Annotated in this window: 16 protein-coding genes, 2 tRNA genes, 3 rRNA genes and 1 riboswitch; of the genes, 8 read left to right on the forward strand and 13 right to left on the reverse strand. The window is 54.5% G+C overall.

Going from position 1 to position 19,524, the window contains the following annotated elements:
• Window positions 1-131: 131 nt before the first annotated feature.
• Window positions 132-1,061 (reverse strand): homoserine O-succinyltransferase MetA, encoded by a 930-nt coding sequence (gene metA / locus ACMGGS_RS04665; protein WP_414165230.1) that lies wholly within the window; start codon window positions 1,059-1,061, stop codon window positions 132-134.
• Between the two features lie 155 nt (window positions 1,062-1,216).
• Between metA and ACMGGS_RS04670 the strand changes: the two genes are divergently transcribed.
• Window positions 1,217-1,657 (forward strand): acetyltransferase, encoded by a 441-nt coding sequence (locus ACMGGS_RS04670; RefSeq protein ID WP_414165231.1) that lies wholly within the window; start codon window positions 1,217-1,219, stop codon window positions 1,655-1,657.
• A gap of 15 nt (window positions 1,658-1,672) precedes the next feature.
• Here the strand turns inward: ACMGGS_RS04670 and ACMGGS_RS04675 are convergent, their stop codons facing one another.
• The 6 genes from ACMGGS_RS04675 to ACMGGS_RS04700 all read right to left on the reverse strand — a co-directional run bounded on the left by ACMGGS_RS04675 (window position 1,673) and on the right by ACMGGS_RS04700 (window position 7,318).
• Window positions 1,673-2,092 (reverse strand): YjaA family stress response protein, encoded by a 420-nt coding sequence (locus ACMGGS_RS04675; RefSeq protein ID WP_414165232.1) that lies wholly within the window; start codon window positions 2,090-2,092, stop codon window positions 1,673-1,675.
• 67 nt (window positions 2,093-2,159) lie between these two features.
• Window positions 2,160-2,275, reverse strand: a 5S ribosomal RNA gene (gene rrf, locus ACMGGS_RS04680).
• A 92-nt stretch (window positions 2,276-2,367) separates the two neighbouring features.
• Window positions 2,368-5,274: ribosomal RNA gene (locus ACMGGS_RS04685) — 23S ribosomal RNA — on the reverse strand.
• Between the two features lie 175 nt (window positions 5,275-5,449).
• Window positions 5,450-5,525, reverse strand: a tRNA-Ala gene (locus ACMGGS_RS04690).
• Between the two features lie 104 nt (window positions 5,526-5,629).
• Window positions 5,630-5,706 (reverse strand) — tRNA-Ile (locus ACMGGS_RS04695).
• 70 nt (window positions 5,707-5,776) lie between these two features.
• Window positions 5,777-7,318, reverse strand: a 16S ribosomal RNA gene (locus tag ACMGGS_RS04700).
• The 16S, 23S and 5S rRNA genes sit together here with 2 tRNA genes alongside, the layout of an rRNA operon.
• A gap of 561 nt (window positions 7,319-7,879) precedes the next feature.
• Between ACMGGS_RS04700 and purH the strand changes: the two genes are divergently transcribed.
• Both purH and purD read left to right on the forward strand, forming a co-directional pair.
• Window positions 7,880-9,469 (forward strand): bifunctional phosphoribosylaminoimidazolecarboxamide formyltransferase/IMP cyclohydrolase, encoded by a 1,590-nt coding sequence (purH, locus tag ACMGGS_RS04705; protein ID WP_414165233.1) that lies wholly within the window; start codon window positions 7,880-7,882, stop codon window positions 9,467-9,469.
• Between the two features lie 15 nt (window positions 9,470-9,484).
• Window positions 9,485-10,777, forward strand: coding sequence for a phosphoribosylamine--glycine ligase (gene purD, locus ACMGGS_RS04710; protein ID WP_414165234.1), 1,293 nt, complete (start codon window positions 9,485-9,487; stop codon window positions 10,775-10,777).
• Window positions 10,778-10,858: 81 nt separating this feature from the next.
• Here the strand turns inward: purD and ACMGGS_RS04715 are convergent, their stop codons facing one another.
• The 6 genes from ACMGGS_RS04715 to nudC form a co-directional block, all read right to left on the reverse strand.
• A complete protein-coding gene (locus ACMGGS_RS04715) occupies window positions 10,859-11,557 on the reverse strand; it encodes a DUF1481 domain-containing protein (protein ID WP_414165236.1) in 699 nt (232 codons plus the stop codon).
• Between the two features lie 6 nt (window positions 11,558-11,563).
• A complete protein-coding gene (gene hupA, locus ACMGGS_RS04720; RefSeq protein ID WP_159762011.1) occupies window positions 11,564-11,836 on the reverse strand; it encodes a nucleoid-associated protein HU-alpha in 273 nt (90 codons plus the stop codon).
• A gap of 186 nt (window positions 11,837-12,022) precedes the next feature.
• On the reverse strand, window positions 12,023-12,613 hold the full coding sequence (locus ACMGGS_RS04725; protein ID WP_414165237.1) for a YjaG family protein: 591 nt from the start codon (window positions 12,611-12,613) through the stop codon (window positions 12,023-12,025).
• A 42-nt stretch (window positions 12,614-12,655) separates the two neighbouring features.
• On the reverse strand, window positions 12,656-13,327 hold the full coding sequence (gene nfi, locus ACMGGS_RS04730) for a deoxyribonuclease V (protein ID WP_414165238.1): 672 nt from the start codon (window positions 13,325-13,327) through the stop codon (window positions 12,656-12,658).
• Between the two features lie 9 nt (window positions 13,328-13,336).
• Window positions 13,337-14,401: a uroporphyrinogen decarboxylase gene (gene hemE, locus ACMGGS_RS04735; RefSeq protein ID WP_414166198.1), complete on the reverse strand. Its 1,065-nt coding sequence runs from the start codon at window positions 14,399-14,401 to the stop codon at window positions 13,337-13,339.
• A 41-nt stretch (window positions 14,402-14,442) separates the two neighbouring features.
• Window positions 14,443-15,216 (reverse strand): NAD(+) diphosphatase, encoded by a 774-nt coding sequence (gene nudC / locus ACMGGS_RS04740; protein ID WP_414166199.1) that lies wholly within the window; start codon window positions 15,214-15,216, stop codon window positions 14,443-14,445.
• A 98-nt stretch (window positions 15,217-15,314) separates the two neighbouring features.
• Here nudC and rsd point away from each other — a divergent pair, with 98 nt between their 5' ends.
• From rsd to thiS, 5 genes are all read left to right on the forward strand, one after another.
• Window positions 15,315-15,818 (forward strand): sigma D regulator, encoded by a 504-nt coding sequence (rsd, locus tag ACMGGS_RS04745; protein ID WP_176916981.1) that lies wholly within the window; start codon window positions 15,315-15,317, stop codon window positions 15,816-15,818.
• A gap of 52 nt (window positions 15,819-15,870) precedes the next feature.
• Window positions 15,871-15,980: riboswitch (TPP riboswitch) on the forward strand.
• An 81-nt stretch (window positions 15,981-16,061) separates the two neighbouring features.
• Entirely contained in the window at window positions 16,062-17,957 is a 1,896-nt protein-coding gene (thiC, locus tag ACMGGS_RS04750) for a phosphomethylpyrimidine synthase ThiC (RefSeq protein ID WP_414165239.1), read from the forward strand.
• The gene (gene thiE / locus ACMGGS_RS04755) at window positions 17,954-18,592 is read left to right on the forward strand and encodes a thiamine phosphate synthase (protein ID WP_414165240.1); all 639 of its coding nucleotides are present in this window, start codon (window positions 17,954-17,956) and stop codon (window positions 18,590-18,592) included. The genes thiC and thiE overlap by 4 nt, the downstream gene beginning before the upstream one ends.
• The gene (locus tag ACMGGS_RS04760; protein ID WP_414165241.1) at window positions 18,585-19,340 is read left to right on the forward strand and encodes a HesA/MoeB/ThiF family protein; all 756 of its coding nucleotides are present in this window, start codon (window positions 18,585-18,587) and stop codon (window positions 19,338-19,340) included. The genes thiE and ACMGGS_RS04760 overlap by 8 nt, the downstream gene beginning before the upstream one ends.
• Window positions 19,324-19,524 carry a sulfur carrier protein ThiS gene (thiS, locus tag ACMGGS_RS04765; protein WP_414165242.1) on the forward strand — a complete coding sequence of 67 codons (201 nt, stop codon included), beginning with the start codon at window positions 19,324-19,326 and terminating at the stop codon, window positions 19,522-19,524. The genes ACMGGS_RS04760 and thiS overlap by 17 nt, the downstream gene beginning before the upstream one ends.

Consider the following 19,524-nt stretch of genomic DNA (forward strand, 5'->3'; position numbering starts at 1 on the left):
CATTCAACATATTGATAAAAAAAGAGATAAATTTATTACAAAGACTGAAGTGGTTTTCGGAAATGAAAAAGGCACCCGAAGGTGCCTTAAATAGCGTGCTGAAACGCTTTAGGATCGTAAAGAGTGGAGGATTATTCCAGCGTAGGATTCATATGGCGCAGATCGTATGGTGTGATCTGGTAAACGTAGTAGTTGAGCCAGTTAGTAAATAACAGATTGCCATGGCTTCGCCATGTGGCATGAGGTTTATTCTGGGGATCGTTTTTCGGAAAATAGTTGTACGGAACGTCCGGGCTTAGGCCGGCTTCTACATCGCGGAAGTATTCACCGGCGAGCGTACTGGCATCATATTCAGGATGGCCGGTGACAAAGGCAATACGTTTGTCCTTGCTGGCAAACAGGTAAGCATCTCCGCTATCCGTTTCAGCAAAGATCTCTAAGTCGGTGTAATCACGAATGAGTGCCGTCGGGAAATCCGCAAAGCGTGAATGCGGTGCAAGAAACGTGTCGTCAAAACCACGTGTCAGCAGTGCATGCGGGTGTAAAATATGATGTTCGTAGACGCCTGAGAGTTTGTCGTTGCGGGTTTGCTTCGGGATACCATAGAGAATGTTGAGGGCCGCCTGTACCGCCCAACAGACGAATAGTGTTGAGGTAACGTGATCTTTGGCCCATTCCAGCACCTGTTTGATCTGCGGCCAGTAGGCAACGTCGTTAAATTCGACCAGGCCCAGCGGTGCACCAGTGACAATGAGGCCATCAAAATTTTCGTGGCAAATCTCATCAAAGTTGCAGTAGAAGTTGTTCAGATGCTCTGTCGGCGTATTACGCGATTCACGTGCGTCAATCCGCAGCAGTTTGATATCCACCTGCAGCGGCGAGTTTGACAGCAGGCGCAGAAACTGGTTTTCCGTTTCGATTTTTTTCGGCATCAGATTAAGAATGAGTACCTTCAGCGGACGAATTTCCTGACCGGTAGCGCGCGATGCCGTCATCACAAAGACGTTTTCTTCACGCAAAAAATTAACGGCTGGTAGCTCGTCCTGCACCCGAATCGGCATAACTTATATCCTCACTGCATACGTTTAAACGTTTAGACATCCAGATAGCTGACAATACCCAGAAATATCCATAATGTCGAGCGCGCAGGCTGAAGGTGAGAAAGTTTCAAGGCGGTGTTTACGTTAGAATATAAGCAGGTAAAAAAGGAGAGAATATGGTTATTAAGATCCGCCGATCCCGGCATGACGAAGTAGATATGCTGGCGGATATCTGGTGTCGCTCGGTCGATGCCACGCATGATTTCCTTACACCCGCCTACCGGGCGGAGCTGGAAGAATTAGTGCGGGCTTTTCTGCCTGAAGCACCGTTGTGGGTGGCGGCTACAGAGAAAGATAAGCCGGTAGCATTTATGTTACTTACGGCTCAGCATATGGATGCGCTGTTTGTCGATCCTGATTTTCGTGGCGAGGGCGTGGGGAGGTTGCTGATCGAGCATGCGCTATCGCTGGCACCAGAACTGACCACCAACGTGAATGAACAAAATCATCAGGCGGTAGGATTTTATAAAAAGATGGGGTTTAGCGTGACGGGACGTTCAGAAAAGGATGACCTGGGACGGCCTTATCCGCTGCTGCATTTACGGTATCAAAGATAAGGGATCAGAGATAATTTAACGGGCGATATTCTTTGTCTGAGCGGCTTTCTTTGTGGTCATTTTTGTAAGGACTTCATCATCCTTTAATGGAATATCTCCATCAAACACTAGCAGGAAGCGGCATTTTTTACGTAAAGCAAAAAGAGTCATTTCCATAATTGCTCTGTCCTCTACAGGAGAGAGGCCCCCTTCATTCATTTCCATAGCCTGAACTACAATACGCGTTTGGCCAGTTTTAAAAAATGAAAATAACCCTGAGGAAAGCGTCACTTTCTGGAACAGGCCAGAAAGTAAATCCGCAGCCTGAAGAAAGTCAGCGATCAGTATGCGCTGGTTGCTAAATTGTCCTGCGCCAGTAGCTTCCTGCTTACTATCCAGGTTACGGACGATCATTTTATTTTTATAGATACGGATATAGAAATCAGACATCATCATCCCTTTTCATCTGACAGATGCATAGCAAAAAACCCCGACCAGTTGGTCGGGGTTTTTCTTGTTTGATGCCTGGCAGTTCCCTACTCTCGCATGGGGAGACCCCACACTACCATCGGCGCTACGGCGTTTCACTTCTGAGTTCGGCATGGGGTCAGGTGGGACCACCGCGCTGTTGCCGCCAGGCAAATTCTGTTTATCACCCCGCATCCGCGCAGTGATTAATCTGGTTCAGGCTGAAAATCGTCTCAAATCCGCCAAAACAGCTTCGGCGTTGTAAGGTTAAGCCTCACGGTTCATTAGTACCGGTTAGCTCAACGCATCGCTGCGCTTACACACCCGGCCTATCAACGTCGTCGTCTTCAACGTTCCTTCAGGAGACTTAAAGTCTCAGGGAAGACTCATCTCGGGGCAAGTTTCGTGCTTAGATGCTTTCAGCACTTATCTCTTCCGCATTTAGCTACCGGGCAGTGCCATTGGCATGACAACCCGAACACCAGTGATGCGTCCACTCCGGTCCTCTCGTACTAGGAGCAGCCCCCCTCAGTCTTCCAGCGCCCACGGCAGATAGGGACCGAACTGTCTCACGACGTTCTAAACCCAGCTCGCGTACCACTTTAAATGGCGAACAGCCATACCCTTGGGACCTACTTCAGCCCCAGGATGTGATGAGCCGACATCGAGGTGCCAAACACCGCCGTCGATATGAACTCTTGGGCGGTATCAGCCTGTTATCCCCGGAGTACCTTTTATCCGTTGAGCGATGGCCCTTCCATTCAGAACCACCGGATCACTATGACCTGCTTTCGCACCTGCTCGCGCCGTCACGCTCGCAGTCAAGCCAGCTTATGCCATTGCACTAACCTCCTGATGTCCGACCAGGATTAGCTGACCTTCGTGCTCCTCCGTTACGCTTTAGGAGGAGACCGCCCCAGTCAAACTACCCACCAGACACTGTCCCCACACCAGATTATGGCGCCAGGTTAGAACATCAAACATTAAAGGGTGGTATTTCAAGGTCGGCTCCACGCAGACTGGCGTCCACGCTTCAAAGCCTCCCACCTATCCTACACATCAAGGCTCAATGTTCAGTGTCAAGCTATAGTAAAGGTTCACGGGGTCTTTCCGTCTTGCCGCGGGTACACTGCATCTTCACAGCGAGTTCAATTTCACTGAGTCCCGGGTGGAGACAGCCTGGCCATCATTACGCCATTCGTGCAGGTCGGAACTTACCCGACAAGGAATTTCGCTACCTTAGGACCGTTATAGTTACGGCCGCCGTTTACCGGGGCTTCGATCAGGAGCTTCTCTTGCGATAACCCCATCAATTAACCTTCCGGCACCGGGCAGGCGTCACACCGTATACGTCCACTTTCGTGTTTGCACAGTGCTGTGTTTTTAATAAACAGTTGCAGCCAGCTGGTATCTTCGACTGGTTTCAGCTCCATCAGCAAGTGACTTCACCTACGCACCAGCGTGCCTTCTCCCGAAGTTACGGCACCATTTTGCCTAGTTCCTTCACCCGGGTTCTCTCAAGCGCCTTGGTATTCTCTACCTGACCACCTGTGTCGGTTTGGGGTACGATTTCGTGTTACCTGATGCTTAGAGGCTTTTCCTGGAAGCAGGGCATTTGTCACTTCAGCACCGTGGTGCCTCGTCATCACGCCTCAGTGTTAACAGCGTTCCGGATTTACCTGGAACACCCACCTTCACGCTTAAACCGGGACAACCGTCGCCCGGCCGACATAGCCTTCTCCGTCCCCCCTTCGCAGTAACACCAAGTACGGGAATATTAACCCGTTTCCCATCGACTACGCCTTTCGGCCTCGCCTTAGGGGTCGACTCACCCTGCCCCGATTAACGTTGGACAGGAACCCTTGGTCTTCCGGCGTGCGGGTTTTTCACCCGCATTATCGTTACTTATGTCAGCATTCGCACTTCTGATACCTCCAGCAGCCCTCACAGGCCACCTTCAACGGCTTACAGAACGCTCCCCTACCCAACAACGCATAAGCGTCGCTGCCGCAGCTTCGGTGCATGGTTTAGCCCCGTTACATCTTCCGCGCAGGCCGACTCGACCAGTGAGCTATTACGCTTTCTTTAAATGATGGCTGCTTCTAAGCCAACATCCTGGCTGTCTGGGCCTTCCCACATCGTTTCCCACTTAACCATGACTTTGGGACCTTAGCTGGCGGTCTGGGTTGTTTCCCTCTTCACGACGGACGTTAGCACCCGCCGTGTGTCTCCCGTGATAACATTCTTCGGTATTCGCAGTTTGCATCGGATCGGTAAGTCGGGATGACCCCCTGGCCGAAACAGTGCTCTACCCCCGAAGATGAGTTCACGAGGCGCTACCTAAATAGCTTTCGGGGAGAACCAGCTATCTCCCGGTTTGATTGGCCTTTCACCCCCAGCCACAGGTCATCCGCTAATTTTTCAACATTAGTCGGTTCGGTCCTCCAGTTAGTGTTACCCAACCTTCAACCTGCCCATGGCTAGATCACCGGGTTTCGGGTCTATACCCTGCAACTTAACGCCCGGTTAAGACTCGGTTTCCCTCCGGCTCCCCTATACGGTTAACCTTGCTACAGAATATAAGTCGCTGACCCATTATACAAAAGGTACGCAGTCACCCCATAAAAGAGGCTCCCACTGCTTGTACGTACACGGTTTCAGGTTCTTTTTCACTCCCCTCGCCGGGGTTCTTTTCGCCTTTCCCTCACGGTACTGGTTCACTATCGGTCAGTCAGGAGTATTTAGCCTTGGAGGATGGTCCCCCCATATTCAGACAGGATACCACGTGTCCCGCCCTACTCTTCGAGTTCACAGCATGTGCATTTTGGTGTACGGGACTATCACCCTGTACCGCCGGACTTTCCAGACCGTTCCACTAACACGCATGCTGATTCAGACTCCGGGCTCCTCCCCGTTCGCTCGCCGCTACTGGGGGAATCTCGGTTGATTTCTTTTCCTCGGGGTACTTAGATGTTTCAGTTCCCCCGGTTCGCCTCATGCCACTATGTATTCATGACATGATAGTGTGACGAGTCACACTGGGTTTCCCCATTCGGGTATCGCCGGTTATAACGGTTCATATCACCTTACCGGCGCTTATCGCAGATTAGCACGCCCTTCATCGCCTCTGACTGCCAGGGCATCCACCGTGTACGCTTAGTCGCTTAACCTCACAACCCGAAGCTGTTTCACTTCAGTGTTGCGAAAATTTGAGAGACCCACGAACAACTCACGTTGTTCAGTGTTTTTCAATTTTCAGCTTGATCCAGATTTTTAAAGAGCAAAACTTCGCAGTGAACCTTCTCAGGTACACTCTGAAGTTTTCTTGTTTCGGACAGTAAAGGATGGTGGAGCTATGCGGGATCGAACCGCAGACCTCCTGCGTGCAAAGCAGGCGCTCTCCCAGCTGAGCTATAGCCCCATCGTAAATCTCGCTCACCGGAATTTTTCCTGAGGCAAGGCGTGGTGACGCGAAGCATACTTATGTATGTGAGCGTTGCCACAACGCAGCATTCAGGGAAAATTTGGTAGGCCTGAGTGGACTTGAACCACCGACCTCACCCTTATCAGGGGTGCGCTCTAACCACCTGAGCTACAAGCCTGCAGAGATTTTTTACTGCCCGTTTTTCATCAGACAATCTGTGTGAGCACTTCAAAGGCGGTTCTTTAAGGTAAGGAGGTGATCCAACCGCAGGTTCCCCTACGGTTACCTTGTTACGACTTCACCCCAGTCATGAATCACAAAGTGGTAAGCGCCCTCCCGAAGGTTAAGCTACCTACTTCTTTTGCAACCCACTCCCATGGTGTGACGGGCGGTGTGTACAAGGCCCGGGAACGTATTCACCGTGGCATTCTGATCCACGATTACTAGCGATTCCGACTTCACGGAGTCGAGTTGCAGACTCCGATCCGGACTACGACATACTTTATGAGGTCCGCTTGCTCTCGCGAGGTCGCTTCTCTTTGTATATGCCATTGTAGCACGTGTGTAGCCCTGGTCGTAAGGGCCATGATGACTTGACGTCATCCCCACCTTCCTCCAGTTTATCACTGGCAGTCTCCTTTGAGTTCCCGGCCGGACCGCTGGCAACAAAGGATAAGGGTTGCGCTCGTTGCGGGACTTAACCCAACATTTCACAACACGAGCTGACGACAGCCATGCAGCACCTGTCTCACAGTTCCCGAAGGCACCCCGGCATCTCTGCCAGGTTCTGTGGATGTCAAGACCAGGTAAGGTTCTTCGCGTTGCATCGAATTAAACCACATGCTCCACCGCTTGTGCGGGCCCCCGTCAATTCATTTGAGTTTTAACCTTGCGGCCGTACTCCCCAGGCGGTCGACTTAACGCGTTAGCTCCGGAAGCCACGCCTCAAGGGCACAACCTCCAAGTCGACATCGTTTACGGCGTGGACTACCAGGGTATCTAATCCTGTTTGCTCCCCACGCTTTCGCACCTGAGCGTCAGTCTTTGTCCAGGGGGCCGCCTTCGCCACCGGTATTCCTCCAGATCTCTACGCATTTCACCGCTACACCTGGAATTCTACCCCCCTCTACAAGACTCTAGCATGCCAGTTTCGAATGCAGTTCCCGGGTTGAGCCCGGGGATTTCACATCCGACTTGACACGCCGCCTGCGTGCGCTTTACGCCCAGTAATTCCGATTAACGCTTGCACCCTCCGTATTACCGCGGCTGCTGGCACGGAGTTAGCCGGTGCTTCTTCTGCGGGTAACGTCAATCGACAAGGTTATTAACCTTATCGCCTTCCTCCCCGCTGAAAGTACTTTACAACCCGAAGGCCTTCTTCATACACGCGGCATGGCTGCATCAGGCTTGCGCCCATTGTGCAATATTCCCCACTGCTGCCTCCCGTAGGAGTCTGGACCGTGTCTCAGTTCCAGTGTGGCTGGTCATCCTCTCAGACCAGCTAGGGATCGTCGCCTTGGTGAGCCGTTACCCCACCAACAAGCTAATCCCATCTGGGCACATCCGATGGCAAGAGGCCCGAAGGTCCCCCTCTTTGGTCCGAAGACGTTATGCGGTATTAGCTACCGTTTCCAGTAGTTATCCCCCTCCATCAGGCAGTTTCCCAGACATTACTCACCCGTCCGCCACTCGTCAGCGAAGCAGCAAGCTGCTTCCTGTTACCGTTCGACTTGCATGTGTTAGGCCTGCCGCCAGCGTTCAATCTGAGCCATGATCAAACTCTTCAATTTAAGTTTGATGCTCAAAGAATTAAACTTCGTAATGAATTACGTGTTCACTCTTGAGACTTGGTATTCATTTTTTGCCTTTCGGCATTAAGAATCCGTATCTTCGAGTGCCCACACAGATTGTCTGATAAATTGTTAAAGAGCAGTTGCGACGCGGCTTACAGCTCACCGTCGCGAGGTGGCGTATATTACGCTTTCCTCTTTCAGAGTCAACCCTGAATTTCAGGATTTTTCTCTTCAACCGAAACGGCTGTTTGTGTGAAGTGATTCACATCCGCCGTGTCGATGGAGGCGCATTATAGGGAGTTCTCGAGCGCCCGCAACCCCTAAATTACAGAAAAATGACTGACTGCTGCATTCCACAGCAAAACACCTGGTTATACCCATTTACACACAGAATTATCCACAGATCGTTAAAAGGACGAAAATTCGCGAGCGTTGCGCAAACGTTTTCGTTACAATGCTCGCGCAAAATGAAGGATGCCCCGCCTGGGGCGTTAGCTGAGTTTTTACGAGAAAATTCACCTAACGCTCTCTGTAATTTGCAAATCCAGGGGATTTACCATGCAACAACGTCGTCCAGTCCGCCGCGCTCTGCTCAGTGTTTCTGACAAAGCCGGTATCGTCGAATTCGCCCAGGCACTTTCCGCACGCGGTGTGGAGCTACTGTCTACAGGGGGCACCGCCCGGCTGTTAGCAGAGAAAGGTCTGCCAGTGACTGAAGTTTCCGATTACACCGGTTTCCCGGAAATGATGGATGGACGCGTGAAGACCCTGCATCCAAAAGTACACGGCGGTATCCTTGGCCGTCGCGGTCAGGATGATGGCATTATGGAAAAACACGGGATCGCGCCTATTGATATGGTGGTCGTTAACCTTTATCCGTTTGCCGAGACCGTTGCTCGTGAAGGGTGTTCACTGGAAGACGCCGTAGAGAATATTGATATCGGCGGCCCGACCATGGTGCGCTCCGCTGCCAAGAACCATAAAGATGTCGCTATCGTGGTGAAGAGCAGCGACTACGACGCCATTATTAATGAAATGGACAGTAATGAGGGGTCGTTGACCCTTGATACCCGCTTCGACCTCGCTATCAAAGCCTTCGAACATACTGCCGCCTACGATAGTATGATTGCCAACTACTTCGGCAGCATGGTTCCGGCCTATCACGGCGACAATAAAGAAGCATCAGGCCGCTTCCCGCGTACCCTGAATCTGAACTTTATTAAAAAGCAGGATATGCGCTACGGCGAGAATAGCCACCAGCAGGCCGCCTTCTATATAGAAGAGAGTGTCAAAGAGGCCTCCGTGGCGACCGCGCAGCAGGTGCAGGGTAAGGCACTCTCCTATAACAATATTGCAGATACCGACGCGGCGCTGGAGTGCGTCAAAGAATTCAACGAGCCTGCTTGTGTCATCGTTAAGCACGCCAACCCGTGCGGCGTGGCGGTCAGTACCTCTATTCTGGATGCCTACGATCGCGCGTACAAAACCGACCCGACCTCGGCGTTCGGCGGCATCATCGCGTTCAACCGCGAGCTGGATGCCGACACGGCGCAGGCCATCATTTCCCGTCAGTTTGTGGAAGTGATCATTGCCCCTTCGGCAACCGACGAGGCGCTGAAAATCACCGCCGCCAAACAGAACGTGCGCGTCCTGACCTGCGGTCAGTGGGCGGAGCGCGTGCCTGGCCTGGATTTCAAACGTGTTAACGGTGGCCTGCTGGTTCAGGATCGCGATCTGGGTATGGTGACAGAAGGCGAACTGCGCGTGGTCACTAAACGCCAGCCGACCGAACAAGAGCTGCGCGATGCGCTGTTCTGCTGGAAGGTGGCGAAGTTCGTTAAATCCAATGCCATTGTTTACGCTAAAGAGAAGATGACCATCGGCATCGGCGCAGGCCAGATGAGCCGTGTTTACTCTGCGAAGATCGCCGGGATTAAAGCCGCCGATGAAGGGCTGGAAGTAAAAGGGTCTGCGATGGCCTCCGATGCCTTCTTCCCGTTCCGCGATGGTATTGATGCCGCGGCGGCCGTGGGCGTAAGCTGCGTGATCCAGCCTGGCGGTTCTATCCGTGATGAAGAAGTGATTGCCGCCGCCGATGAACATGGCATTGCGATGATCTTTACCGATATGCGCCATTTCCGCCATTAATCCACGGAGCAGACGATGAAAGTATTAGTAATTGGTAACGGCGGACGCGAGCACGCGCTGGCGTGGAAAGCGGCACAGTCGCCGCTGGTTGAAACCGTATTCGTTGCGCCGGGCAATGCGGGCACGGCGCTTGAACCAGTGCTACAAAATGTCGCCGTCAGCGCGACAGATATTCCTGAACTGCTGAATTTCGCGCAAAACGAGAAGATTGACCTGACCATCGTCGGCCCGGAAGCGCCGCTGGTGATCGGCGTGGTCGATGCCTTCCGCGCCGCGGGTCTGAAGATTTTTGGCCCTACAGAAAGTGCCGCCCAACTGGAAGGCTCCAAAGCCTTTACCAAGGATTTCCTCGCCCGTCATGCTATCCCGACGGCGGAATATCAGAACTTCACCGACATTGAGCCTGCGCTGGCGTACCTGCGTGAAAAAGGCGCGCCGATCGTGATTAAAGCTGACGGTCTTGCGGCAGGGAAAGGCGTTATCGTCGCGATGACGCTTGACGAGGCAGAAGCCGCCGTTCACGACATGCTGGCAGGCAACGCGTTTGGCGACGCCGGCCACCGGATTGTGATCGAAGAGTTCCTTGACGGCGAAGAGGCCAGCTTTATCGTGATGGTTGACGGCGAGCACGTATTGCCGATGGCCACCAGTCAGGATCATAAGCGTGTGGGCGATGGCGACACCGGTCCAAACACCGGCGGTATGGGTGCCTATTCCCCTGCACCGGTGGTGACCAGCGACGTTCACCAGCGCACCATGGAACGGATCATCTGGCCAACGGTGAAAGGTATGGCAGCCGAAGGCAATACCTACACCGGCTTCCTCTACGCCGGGCTGATGATCGACAAGCAGGGCAACCCGAAAGTTATCGAATTTAACTGTCGCTTTGGCGATCCGGAAACCCAGCCCATCATGCTGCGTATGGAGTCCGATCTGGTTGATCTGTGTCTCGCCGCCTGCGAAGGCAAGCTGGACGAGAAAACCTCAGAATGGGACAAACGCGCAGCGCTGGGCGTGGTGATCGCGGCGGGTGGCTATCCGGGTGATTATCGCACCGGCGATGTGATCCACGGTCTGCCGCTGGAAGAAGTGGCCGGCGGCAAAGTTTTCCATGCCGGAACGAAGCTTGCGGATAACGATCAGGTTCTGGCCAACGGTGGGCGCGTGCTGTGCGTCACGGCGCTGGGCCATACCGTCGCCGAAGCCCAGAAACAAGCGTACAAGCTGATGGCGGATATTCACTGGGACGGCAGTTTTAGCCGTCAGGATATTGGCTATCGGGCGATTGCTCGCGAGCAGAAGCCATAATCCTTCCTCAACATCCCCTCTCCCGTCCGGCGGGGGGATGCGCTTTAACGCTCAGACCGGGCCTTTCAGGGCTTCGCGTCATCAGAAGTTTTCTTCTTCAGGCTGCCACGTACAGAAATCTTCGTTCGCCACCAGCAGTAGCTGAGAGCCTTCCGGCGCTTCCAGCCACGCCACGCTCACGTCAACGGATGAATGGCTCTGGCGGCGCTCAATATGGCGTAGCGCCCGCGCATCAAAGTCTGGCTTAATCGTCTCGCCTGCGCAGGTGGTAATGGTGTGGTTCTGATGCCAGCGTCCCTGATATAGCGCAACGCGTCCCTGACGCAGCGCATCGCTGGTCTGGCGAATTTGCTGAGCGCGGTAGCGATAGAGCTCAATGCGGTCGCTGGAGAGCTGTTGTTTCTCACCGTTCACTTCATGCTGCATAAAGCTGAGTTCACCGCGATCGTCAAAGCGGACCCGAATATGTTCGGCAGGCTTAGCGTAGAGATTGAGTTCGATCAGGGCGAGATTATCATCCTGCCAGCGGTATTCACTGGTGGATGTCGTGCCGCTATGCCACGGGCTGAATACGGAAAGGAGATGCACCTCTCCGTTGATATCTTTGCGCCATATCCGCACCGCACCCCGGTCGTCAGCGTAGCCGCTGGCGGTGAACGGAGGCAGGGACGAATGATGACCGCAGGCCGACAGCAACAGCACGCCTGCCAGCGTCAATACCCGACGCCAGGCAGACAAAAGGGGCGAGAACGCCCCTTCGTTAAAACTGTTCGCTGTCACGCAATATTACTTAACTGCGTCTTTCAGAGCTTTACCAGAGACAAACGCCGGCACGTTAGCTGCGGCAATTTTGATCTCGTTACCGGTCTGCGGGTTGCGGCCAGTACGCTCAGCGCGGTGGTTTACCTTAAAGGTACCGAAACCAACCAGTTGTACAGCATCACCTTCTTTCAGAGACTCAGTAATAGCAGCCAGGGTGGATTCCAGAGCAGATTTTGCCTGTGCCTTAGACAGATCAGCCTTGTCCGCAATTACATCAATCAGTTGAGTCTTGTTCATAAGTTATCCTTACAATGTGTTTATCGCTTGCTAAGCATCGAGTGCGATGGAAATGCCTGAAAAGCACTCTCCTGCATACACGCACCGATAGCCACTTTTTTTCGCCCTCCAAATGTAGACCAGACGGGGGGCTAATGGGAAGCCTCCAGGCATGACAAATCAGGCGTTAAATCACGTTTTATTGTCTCATTGCTGCAAATTTATACCGATATTGCTCTCACCCGCCTCTCGCAGGTCCGCGCGCAGCCCTTTTATCAGCTCAATGTCGCGCTCTTCGCAGTCGGCCAGAAGACGGAAAATCTCCCACTGAATGTCCCATTCCTGTTCCACTGCCGGGTTCAGTCTTAACTCTTCATCGGTCATTTCCCGACCCGCCTGTGTCATTTCGAGCATCGCAACGGTGGTGATTGAGGCCTTGCTGACCTCAATGGCATGTTCCAGCGTTTCACCGCTCAGACGGGAATGAATGAGTTCACTTAATGCGACGCAGGCATCAATCGCTGGATAGACGCCGTAAACATCATAGTCGTCTGCTACCGGGATCGCCTCTTCCAGCTTCTCCAGTTGGCTGTCGAAATTCACCTTCGCATCTTTTACCGTCAGCGTTTCCCAGATGAGGTCGACAATACGGCGGTAAAGCTGCGGGTCGGCAAACTCGGTTTGCTGGCAGAACATGGCGTAGTTAGGGTACATACGCTCGCACAGACAGGCCATAAACGTGGTGTGCTGCCAGCTTTCAAGCTTCTCCAGCCGCAGATGGATCGGGTTTTGTAGCATGATGAGATCTCAAATTCGGAAATTAGCCGCAGTTTACCTGAATCAGCCGTTAATTTCCTGCCATCGCACAAAGGCGGTGCGCCGTGACGCGACGGCATCTGCCCAACGGGTCGGCTCCGGCAGGCGGTAGCCCTTCATACAGCGCTGTACCCACGCCAGGGCGGTATCTGCGCTTACCCGGTGGCCGGTGGCTACAAACAGCGGATTACAGCGTGCCTTACTGCGCCACACCCAGGCGAGCTGCTCGCCTTTATCCATCAGCGGGGCCAGCGCACCAGGCTCGTCGGAGAGCGGCTCGAATTTGCCGCACAGCCGTTTTTTCGCCACGCCAATCGTCGGCACATCCACCAGCAGGCCAAAGTGGCTGGCAACGCCCAGACGGCGCGGATGCGAGATGCCGTGACCGTCGACAAACAGCAGATCGGGCTTCTGCGACAGCATTTCCCACGCCGCCATCAGCGCGGGATACTCGCGAAATGAGAGAAAACCGGGAATGTACGGCATGGTGGTAGGGATGCGCGCGATCTGGTGCTCGACCAGTTCCAGCGAGGGATATTTCAACAACACCATCGCTGCCCGCGTTACTTCGCCGCCCTGCTCGAATCCCACATCCGCCCCGGCGATCAGCTGAGGCGGATCTCTGTCCAGGCGATCCTCGCGGATCACCGACGAGGCCAGTTCAAATTGTTGAGCGCGTAGCGACGCAAGATCCATAACGACTCCTTACAAATGGTAAGGCGCAGAGAGACGATGAACCGCCTCGACAAATACGCCTGCATGTTCCGGTGGGACATCCTGATGGATGCCGTGACCAAGATTGAAGACGTGGCCTTCACCCTGGCCGAAACCTGCAAGTATAGTCGCCACTTCCTCTTCGATGCGTTCAGGCGCGGCATAAAGCATTGACGGGTCCATATTACCCTGTAGCGCAACTTTATCGCCCACCCGTCGACGCGCGTCGGCGATATCAGTGGTCCAGTCAAGGCCCAGCGCGTCGCAGCCAGTCTCCGCGATAGCTTCCAGCCACTGACCGCCACCCTTGGTGAATAACGTCACCGGCACGCGACGACCGTCGTTTTCACGCAGCAGGCCATCAACGATTTTATGCATGTAGTAGAGCGAGAATTGCTGATAATCGCGCCCGGTTAGCACGCCGCCCCAGGTATCAAAAATCATCATCGACTGCGCGCCCGCGCGAATTTGTGCGTTCAGGTACAGCGTGACGCTTTTCGCCAGCTTATCCAGCAGCGTATGCAGCGTTTGCGGCTCGGCATACATCATCTTTTTGATGACGGTAAAGGCTTTGCTGCTGCCGCCTTCCACCATATAGGTCGCCAGCGTCCACGGGCTGCCGGAGAAGCCAATTAACGGGACTTCGCCTTTCAGCTCGCGGCGAATGGTGCGCACGGCGTTCATCACATAGCCCAGTTCCAGTTCCGGATCGGGCACCGGCAGTTTATCGACGTCCGCTTTGCAGGTAATCGGGGAGGTAAAACGCGGACCTTCTCCGGCTTCAAAGTAGAGTCCCAGCCCCATCGCATCAGGAATGGTCAGGATATCCGAAAAGAGGATCGCCGCGTCCAGGGCATAGCGGCGCAGCGGCTGCAACGTGACTTCACAGGCCAGCTCGGCGTTTTTACACAGCGACATAAAATCGCCTGCCTGGGCGCGCGTCGCTTTGTATTCCGGCAAGTAACGCCCGGCCTGTCTCATCATCCAGACGGGGGTGACATCCACAGGCTGACGCTGTAGCGCGCGCAGGTAACGATCGTTCTTCAGTTCGGTCATCATGATTTCCTTTTACGTTATGTCCGACAGTATATAGGAAATTACGCGTCCTCTGCCCGACACAATGCCACCGTATCTTCGATCAGGCGTCGTGCCACGGTGCCGGCTTCCGGTAACAGCGGCAGGTTATCATAACGATACCAGCCTGCATCCAGCAGCTCTTTCGGGTCGATGACAATCTCGCCGCTGTCGTACTCTGCCATAAACGCGGTCATCAGCGACTGGGGGAACGGCCACGGTTGGGAGGTGACATAGCGCAGATTTTTCACCGTAATGCCGCTCTCTTCCATTACCTCACGGGCCACGGTCTGCTCAAGGGTCTCGCCGACTTCAGTGAAGCCTGCCAGCACGGTATACACACCGTTACGATGGCGGGTATGTTGTGCCAACAAGATCGAGTCGCCGCGGCGGATGGCGACGATAATGCACGGCGCAATTTGCGGGTAGTAACGCTCGCGACAGTGGCTGCAGAGCATCGCCCATTCAGTCTTGCTCGGATGCATAGTATGGCCGCAGTAACCGCAGAATTTATGCGAGCGATAGAATTCGGCAAGCTGAACGCCACGCCCGGCAAGCTGGAATAATCCGGCATCCTGGGTAATGACCTGGCGCACCGATCCCATCTCCCGGTGACGCTGTTGCTGCACTAACCAGACGGGTTCGCCTTCCCATTCGCCGATGTGGAGTGCGCGCTGCCCCACAAGATCAAAATTTACCGCCTCGCCATGTGGTAATTCCCCAGCGGGCAGCCATAATTTTTGTTCATGGCTGACTATCCACCAGCCGCGATCGGACTTCTCAATAATACGGACCATAATCACTTGCACAACCTTAGTTTCACTGGCATGTTGATAACAATATTTTTACATTTTTAGTGAACAATTTTTCTAATCTACATTTTACGGGGTCATTTATGCTAAACCACCTGGAAAGACTGACAGAGCGCGTTGGAGGAAGTAATGAGCTTGTCGATCGCTGGCTACAGGTGCGCAAGCAGCTGCTGGTGGCTTACTACAATCTTGTTGGCCTCAAGCCGGGTAAAGAATCAGTCACCCAGCTTGACGAAAAAGCCCTTGATAACTTTTGCCATAGCCTGGTTGAGTACCTTTCTGCCGGTCATTTCAGTATTTATGAACGCATTACCAGCGAAATGGAAGGGGCAAGTCCACTTATCGCCGCGACTAAACTTTATCCGCTGCTGGAAGCCAATACTCAGGATATTATGGCTTATTACGATTCCAGCCTGGAAAATGCCATCGACCATGATAATTATCTCGAATTCCAGCAGGCGCTTTCCGGTATCGGCGAGTCGCTGGCCGCACGCTTTACGCTGGAAGACAATTTGATTCAGCTTGCTTTTGAAAACAATCTCAAAGATAGCGCCAATGACGAAGCTAACGTTGCGCGCCCGGCTTGAGTTCTTAACGATTAGCGCGTAATTTATTCACATTGCCCCTCTGCGGAGGGGTTACATCTTGTCGGAGTGCCATGTGTGAAAGCACAGGCTGAGACCGTTAATTCGGGATCCGCGGAACCTGATCAGGCTAATACCTGCGAAGGGAACAAGAGTAATTCTGCTTTTGACCTGCCGTTACGGGCACGTCCATCCATTACTCCATCCGTCGTCTGACAAGCCACGTCCTTACTTTTGGAATGAGCTATGTCTGAACCTAAAATGACCCGCCGCGAACAACGCGAGCACGCACAACGTTTTATCGACACGCTGGAAGGCACCGCTTTCCCCAACTCAAAACGTATCTACATTACCGGCTCACGGCCGGGTATCCGCATTCCGATGCGTGAGATCCAACTGAGTCCGACGCTTATCGGTGGCAGTAAAGAGAATCCGCAGTTTGAAGATAACGAAGCGGTGCCGGTGTATGACACGTCCGGTCCGTATGGCGATCCTGCGGTCAAAATCAACGTCCAGCAGGGTCTGGCGAAGCTTCGTCAACCGTGGATTGACGCGCGCAACGACAGCGAAGCGTTGCCTGAGCGCAGTTCAGCGTATACCAAAGAACGTCTGGCGGATGATGGCCTGGACGACCTGCGATTTACCGGCCTGCTGACGCCGAAGCGGGCGAAAAGCGGTAAACGCGTGACGCAGTTGCACTATGCGCGTAATGGCATCGTGACGCCGGAGATGGAATTTATCGCCATCCGGGAAAACATGGGCCGCGAGCGTATCCGTAGTGAAGTGCTGCGCCAGCAGCATCCGGGCCAGGGTTTTGGCGCACGTCTGCCGGAAAATATTACCCCGGAGTTTGTGCGCGATGAAGTCGCCGCCGGGCGCGCCATTATTCCCGCCAATATTAACCATCCTGAATCCGAACCGATGATCATCGGCCGCAACTTCCTGGTCAAAGTAAACGCCAATATCGGCAACTCGGCGGTCACCTCATCCATCGAAGAAGAGGTAGAAAAGCTGGTATGGTCTACCCGCTGGGGGGCGGACACGGTGATGGATCTCTCCACCGGACGCTACATTCACGAAACCCGCGAGTGGATCCTGCGCAATAGCCCGGTGCCCATCGGCACGGTGCCGATCTATCAGGCGCTGGAGAAAGTGAATGGGATCGCTGAAGATCTGACCTGGGAAGCCTTCCGCGATACGCTGCTGGAACAGGCGGAACAGGGCGTGGACTACTTTACCATCCACGCGGGCGTGCTGCTGCGCTACGTGCCGATGACCGCCAGACGTCTGACGGGGATCGTCTCGCGCGGCGGCTCGATTATGGCGAAATGGTGCCTCTCCCATCACAAAGAAAACTTCCTCTACGAACGCTTCCGTGAGATCTGCGAAATCTGCGCCGCCTACGACGTCTCGCTCTCCCTCGGTGACGGCCTGCGTCCCGGCTCGATTCAGGATGCCAACGACGAAGCCCAGTTTGCCGAACTGCATACGCTGGGTGAATTAACCAAAATCGCCTGGGAATATGACGTACAGGTGATGATCGAAGGCCCCGGCCACGTGCCGATGCAAATGATCCGCCGCAACATGACCGAAGAACTGGAGCACTGCCACGAAGCGCCGTTCTATACGCTGGGGCCGTTGACTACCGATATCGCGCCGGGCTACGACCACTTCACTTCAGGCATCGGTGCGGCAATGATCGGCTGGTTTGGTTGCGCGATGCTCTGCTACGTCACGCCGAAAGAGCACCTCGGCCTGCCGAATAAAGAAGACGTCAAACAGGGGCTGATTACCTACAAAATCGCCGCTCACGCCGCCGACCTGGCGAAGGGCCATCCGGGCGCGCAAATTCGCGATAACGCCATGTCGAAAGCGCGCTTCGAATTCCGCTGGGAAGATCAGTTTAACCTGGCCCTAGACCCGTTCACCGCCCGCGCGTATCACGATGAAACCCTGCCGCAGGAATCCGGCAAAGTGGCGCACTTCTGCTCCATGTGCGGGCCGAAATTTTGCTCGATGAAAATCAGCCAGGAAGTGCGCGATTTCGCGGCGAAGCAGGAAGTGGAGTCCGGGATGGCGGACATGTCCAATAGCTTTCGGGCTAAAGGCGGCGAGATCTACCTGCGCCAGGAGGAAGTATGAGTTATCAACCTGATTTCCCCCCGGTCCCCTTCCGTCTGGGGCTGTATCCGGTCGTCGATAGCGTGGCGTGGATCGCCCGCCTGCTGGACGCCGGGGTACGCACGCTACAACTGCGTATTAAAGATAAACAGGATGAAGAGGTCGAAGCTGATGTCGTGGCGGCTATTGAACTGGGACGTCGCTACGATGCACGGCTGTTTATCAACGATTACTGGCGGCTGGCGATTAAACACAGCGCTTACGGCGTACATCTGGGTCAGGAGGATTTAGAAACCACCGACCTGAAAGCCATTCAGACTGCCGGGTTACGTCTTGGCGTCTCCACCCACGATAATATGGAAATCGATATCGCGCTGGCGGCACGGCCCTCCTATATCGCTCTCGGCCATGTTTTCCCCACTCAAACCAAACAGATGCCGTCTGCGCCGCAGGGGCTGGACCAGCTTGCCCGCCATGTTCAGCGGCTTGCGGATTATCCGACCGTCGCCATTGGTGGCATCAGCCTTGAACGCGCTCCGGACGTGCTGGCAACGGGCGTGGGCAGTATTGCTGTCGTGAGCGCCATTACCCAGGCGGTGGACTGGCGGGCGGCGACGGCGCAGTTACTTAAACTGGCGGGGGCAGGCGATGAATGATCGTGATTTTATGCGCTACAGTCGGCAAATTTTGCTGGAGGATATCGCCATCGGGGGCCAGCAAAAATTGCTCGACAGTCGGGTACTGATCGTCGGCCTTGGCGGCTTAGGCGCGCCTGCCGCGCTTTATCTGGCGGGTGCAGGCATCGGCACACTGGTACTGGCGGACGATGACGAGGTTCATCTGAGTAACCTGCAACGCCAGATCGCCTTTACTACTGACGATATCGCCCGTCCGAAAGCGCAGGTGACCCAACAGCGCCTGTCGCGGCTTAATCCGGATATCGAACTGGTTGCTCTCGAACAACGGCTCACCGGTGACGCGCTCAACCACGCGGTAGCGCAGGCCGATGTGGTGCTCGACTGTACGGATAATATGGCAACCCGTCAGGCCATCAACGCGGCCTGCGTTAAAAATAACACGCCGCTCATTACCGCCAGCGCCGTCGGCTTTGGTGGTCAACTGATGGTGCTGACGCCGCCGTGGCCCCACGGCTGCTATCGCTGTCTATGGCCGGATGAGCAGGAACCTGAACGTAACTGCCGCACGGCGGGCGTGGTAGGTCCGGTGGTGGGCGTGATGGGGTCGCTACAGGCGCTGGAAGCCATTAAGTTACTCAGCGGCATCAATAGCCGACATGGCGAACTGCGGCTCTTTGATGCCAGGGCGAACAGTTGGCGCAGCCTGACCCTGCGCCGCGCCAGCGGCTGCCCGGTATGCGGAGGTCGTCATGCAGATCCTGTTTAACGACGAACCGATGCAGTGCGCGGACGATCTTACCATCGCCGCCCTGCTCGAGGAGCTTCATCAGCGTAAACCGGGCGCGGCGCTGGCGCTCAATCAACAGATCCTGCCGCGTGAGCAGTGGGAGCAACAGATCGTGCAGGAAGGCGACCAGATCCTGCTTTTTCAGGTTATCGCCGGAGGCTGA

Source organism: Superficieibacter sp. BNK-5 (assembly GCF_047456055.1).
In the GTDB taxonomy this organism is placed as follows: Bacteria; Pseudomonadota; Gammaproteobacteria; order Enterobacterales; family Enterobacteriaceae; genus Superficieibacter.

Bases quoted from the DNA above. Each gene is read 5' to 3' on its own strand.
- metA (WP_414165230.1), bottom strand. From the start codon at position 1,061: ATGCCGATTCGGGTGCAGGACGAGCTACCAGCCGTTAATTTTTTGCGT.
- ACMGGS_RS04670 (WP_414165231.1), top strand. From the start codon at position 1,217: ATGGTTATTAAGATCCGCCGATCCCGGCATGACGAAGTAGATATGCTG.
- ACMGGS_RS04675 (WP_414165232.1), bottom strand. From the start codon at position 2,092: ATGATGATGTCTGATTTCTATATCCGTATCTATAAAAATAAAATGATC.
- purH (WP_414165233.1), top strand. From the start codon at position 7,880: ATGCAACAACGTCGTCCAGTCCGCCGCGCTCTGCTCAGTGTTTCTGAC.
- purD (WP_414165234.1), top strand. From the start codon at position 9,485: ATGAAAGTATTAGTAATTGGTAACGGCGGACGCGAGCACGCGCTGGCG.
- hupA (WP_159762011.1), bottom strand. From the start codon at position 11,836: ATGAACAAGACTCAACTGATTGATGTAATTGCGGACAAGGCTGATCTG.
- ACMGGS_RS04725 (WP_414165237.1), bottom strand. From the start codon at position 12,613: ATGCTACAAAACCCGATCCATCTGCGGCTGGAGAAGCTTGAAAGCTGG.
- nfi (WP_414165238.1), bottom strand. From the start codon at position 13,327: ATGGATCTTGCGTCGCTACGCGCTCAACAATTTGAACTGGCCTCGTCG.
- hemE (WP_414166198.1), bottom strand. From the start codon at position 14,401: ATGACCGAACTGAAGAACGATCGTTACCTGCGCGCGCTACAGCGTCAG.
- nudC (WP_414166199.1), bottom strand. From the start codon at position 15,216: ATGGTCCGTATTATTGAGAAGTCCGATCGCGGCTGGTGGATAGTCAGC.
- rsd (WP_176916981.1), top strand. From the start codon at position 15,315: ATGCTAAACCACCTGGAAAGACTGACAGAGCGCGTTGGAGGAAGTAAT.
- thiC (WP_414165239.1), top strand. From the start codon at position 16,062: ATGTCTGAACCTAAAATGACCCGCCGCGAACAACGCGAGCACGCACAA.
- thiE (WP_414165240.1), top strand. From the start codon at position 17,954: ATGAGTTATCAACCTGATTTCCCCCCGGTCCCCTTCCGTCTGGGGCTG.
- ACMGGS_RS04760 (WP_414165241.1), top strand. From the start codon at position 18,585: ATGAATGATCGTGATTTTATGCGCTACAGTCGGCAAATTTTGCTGGAG.
- thiS (WP_414165242.1), top strand. From the start codon at position 19,324: ATGCAGATCCTGTTTAACGACGAACCGATGCAGTGCGCGGACGATCTT.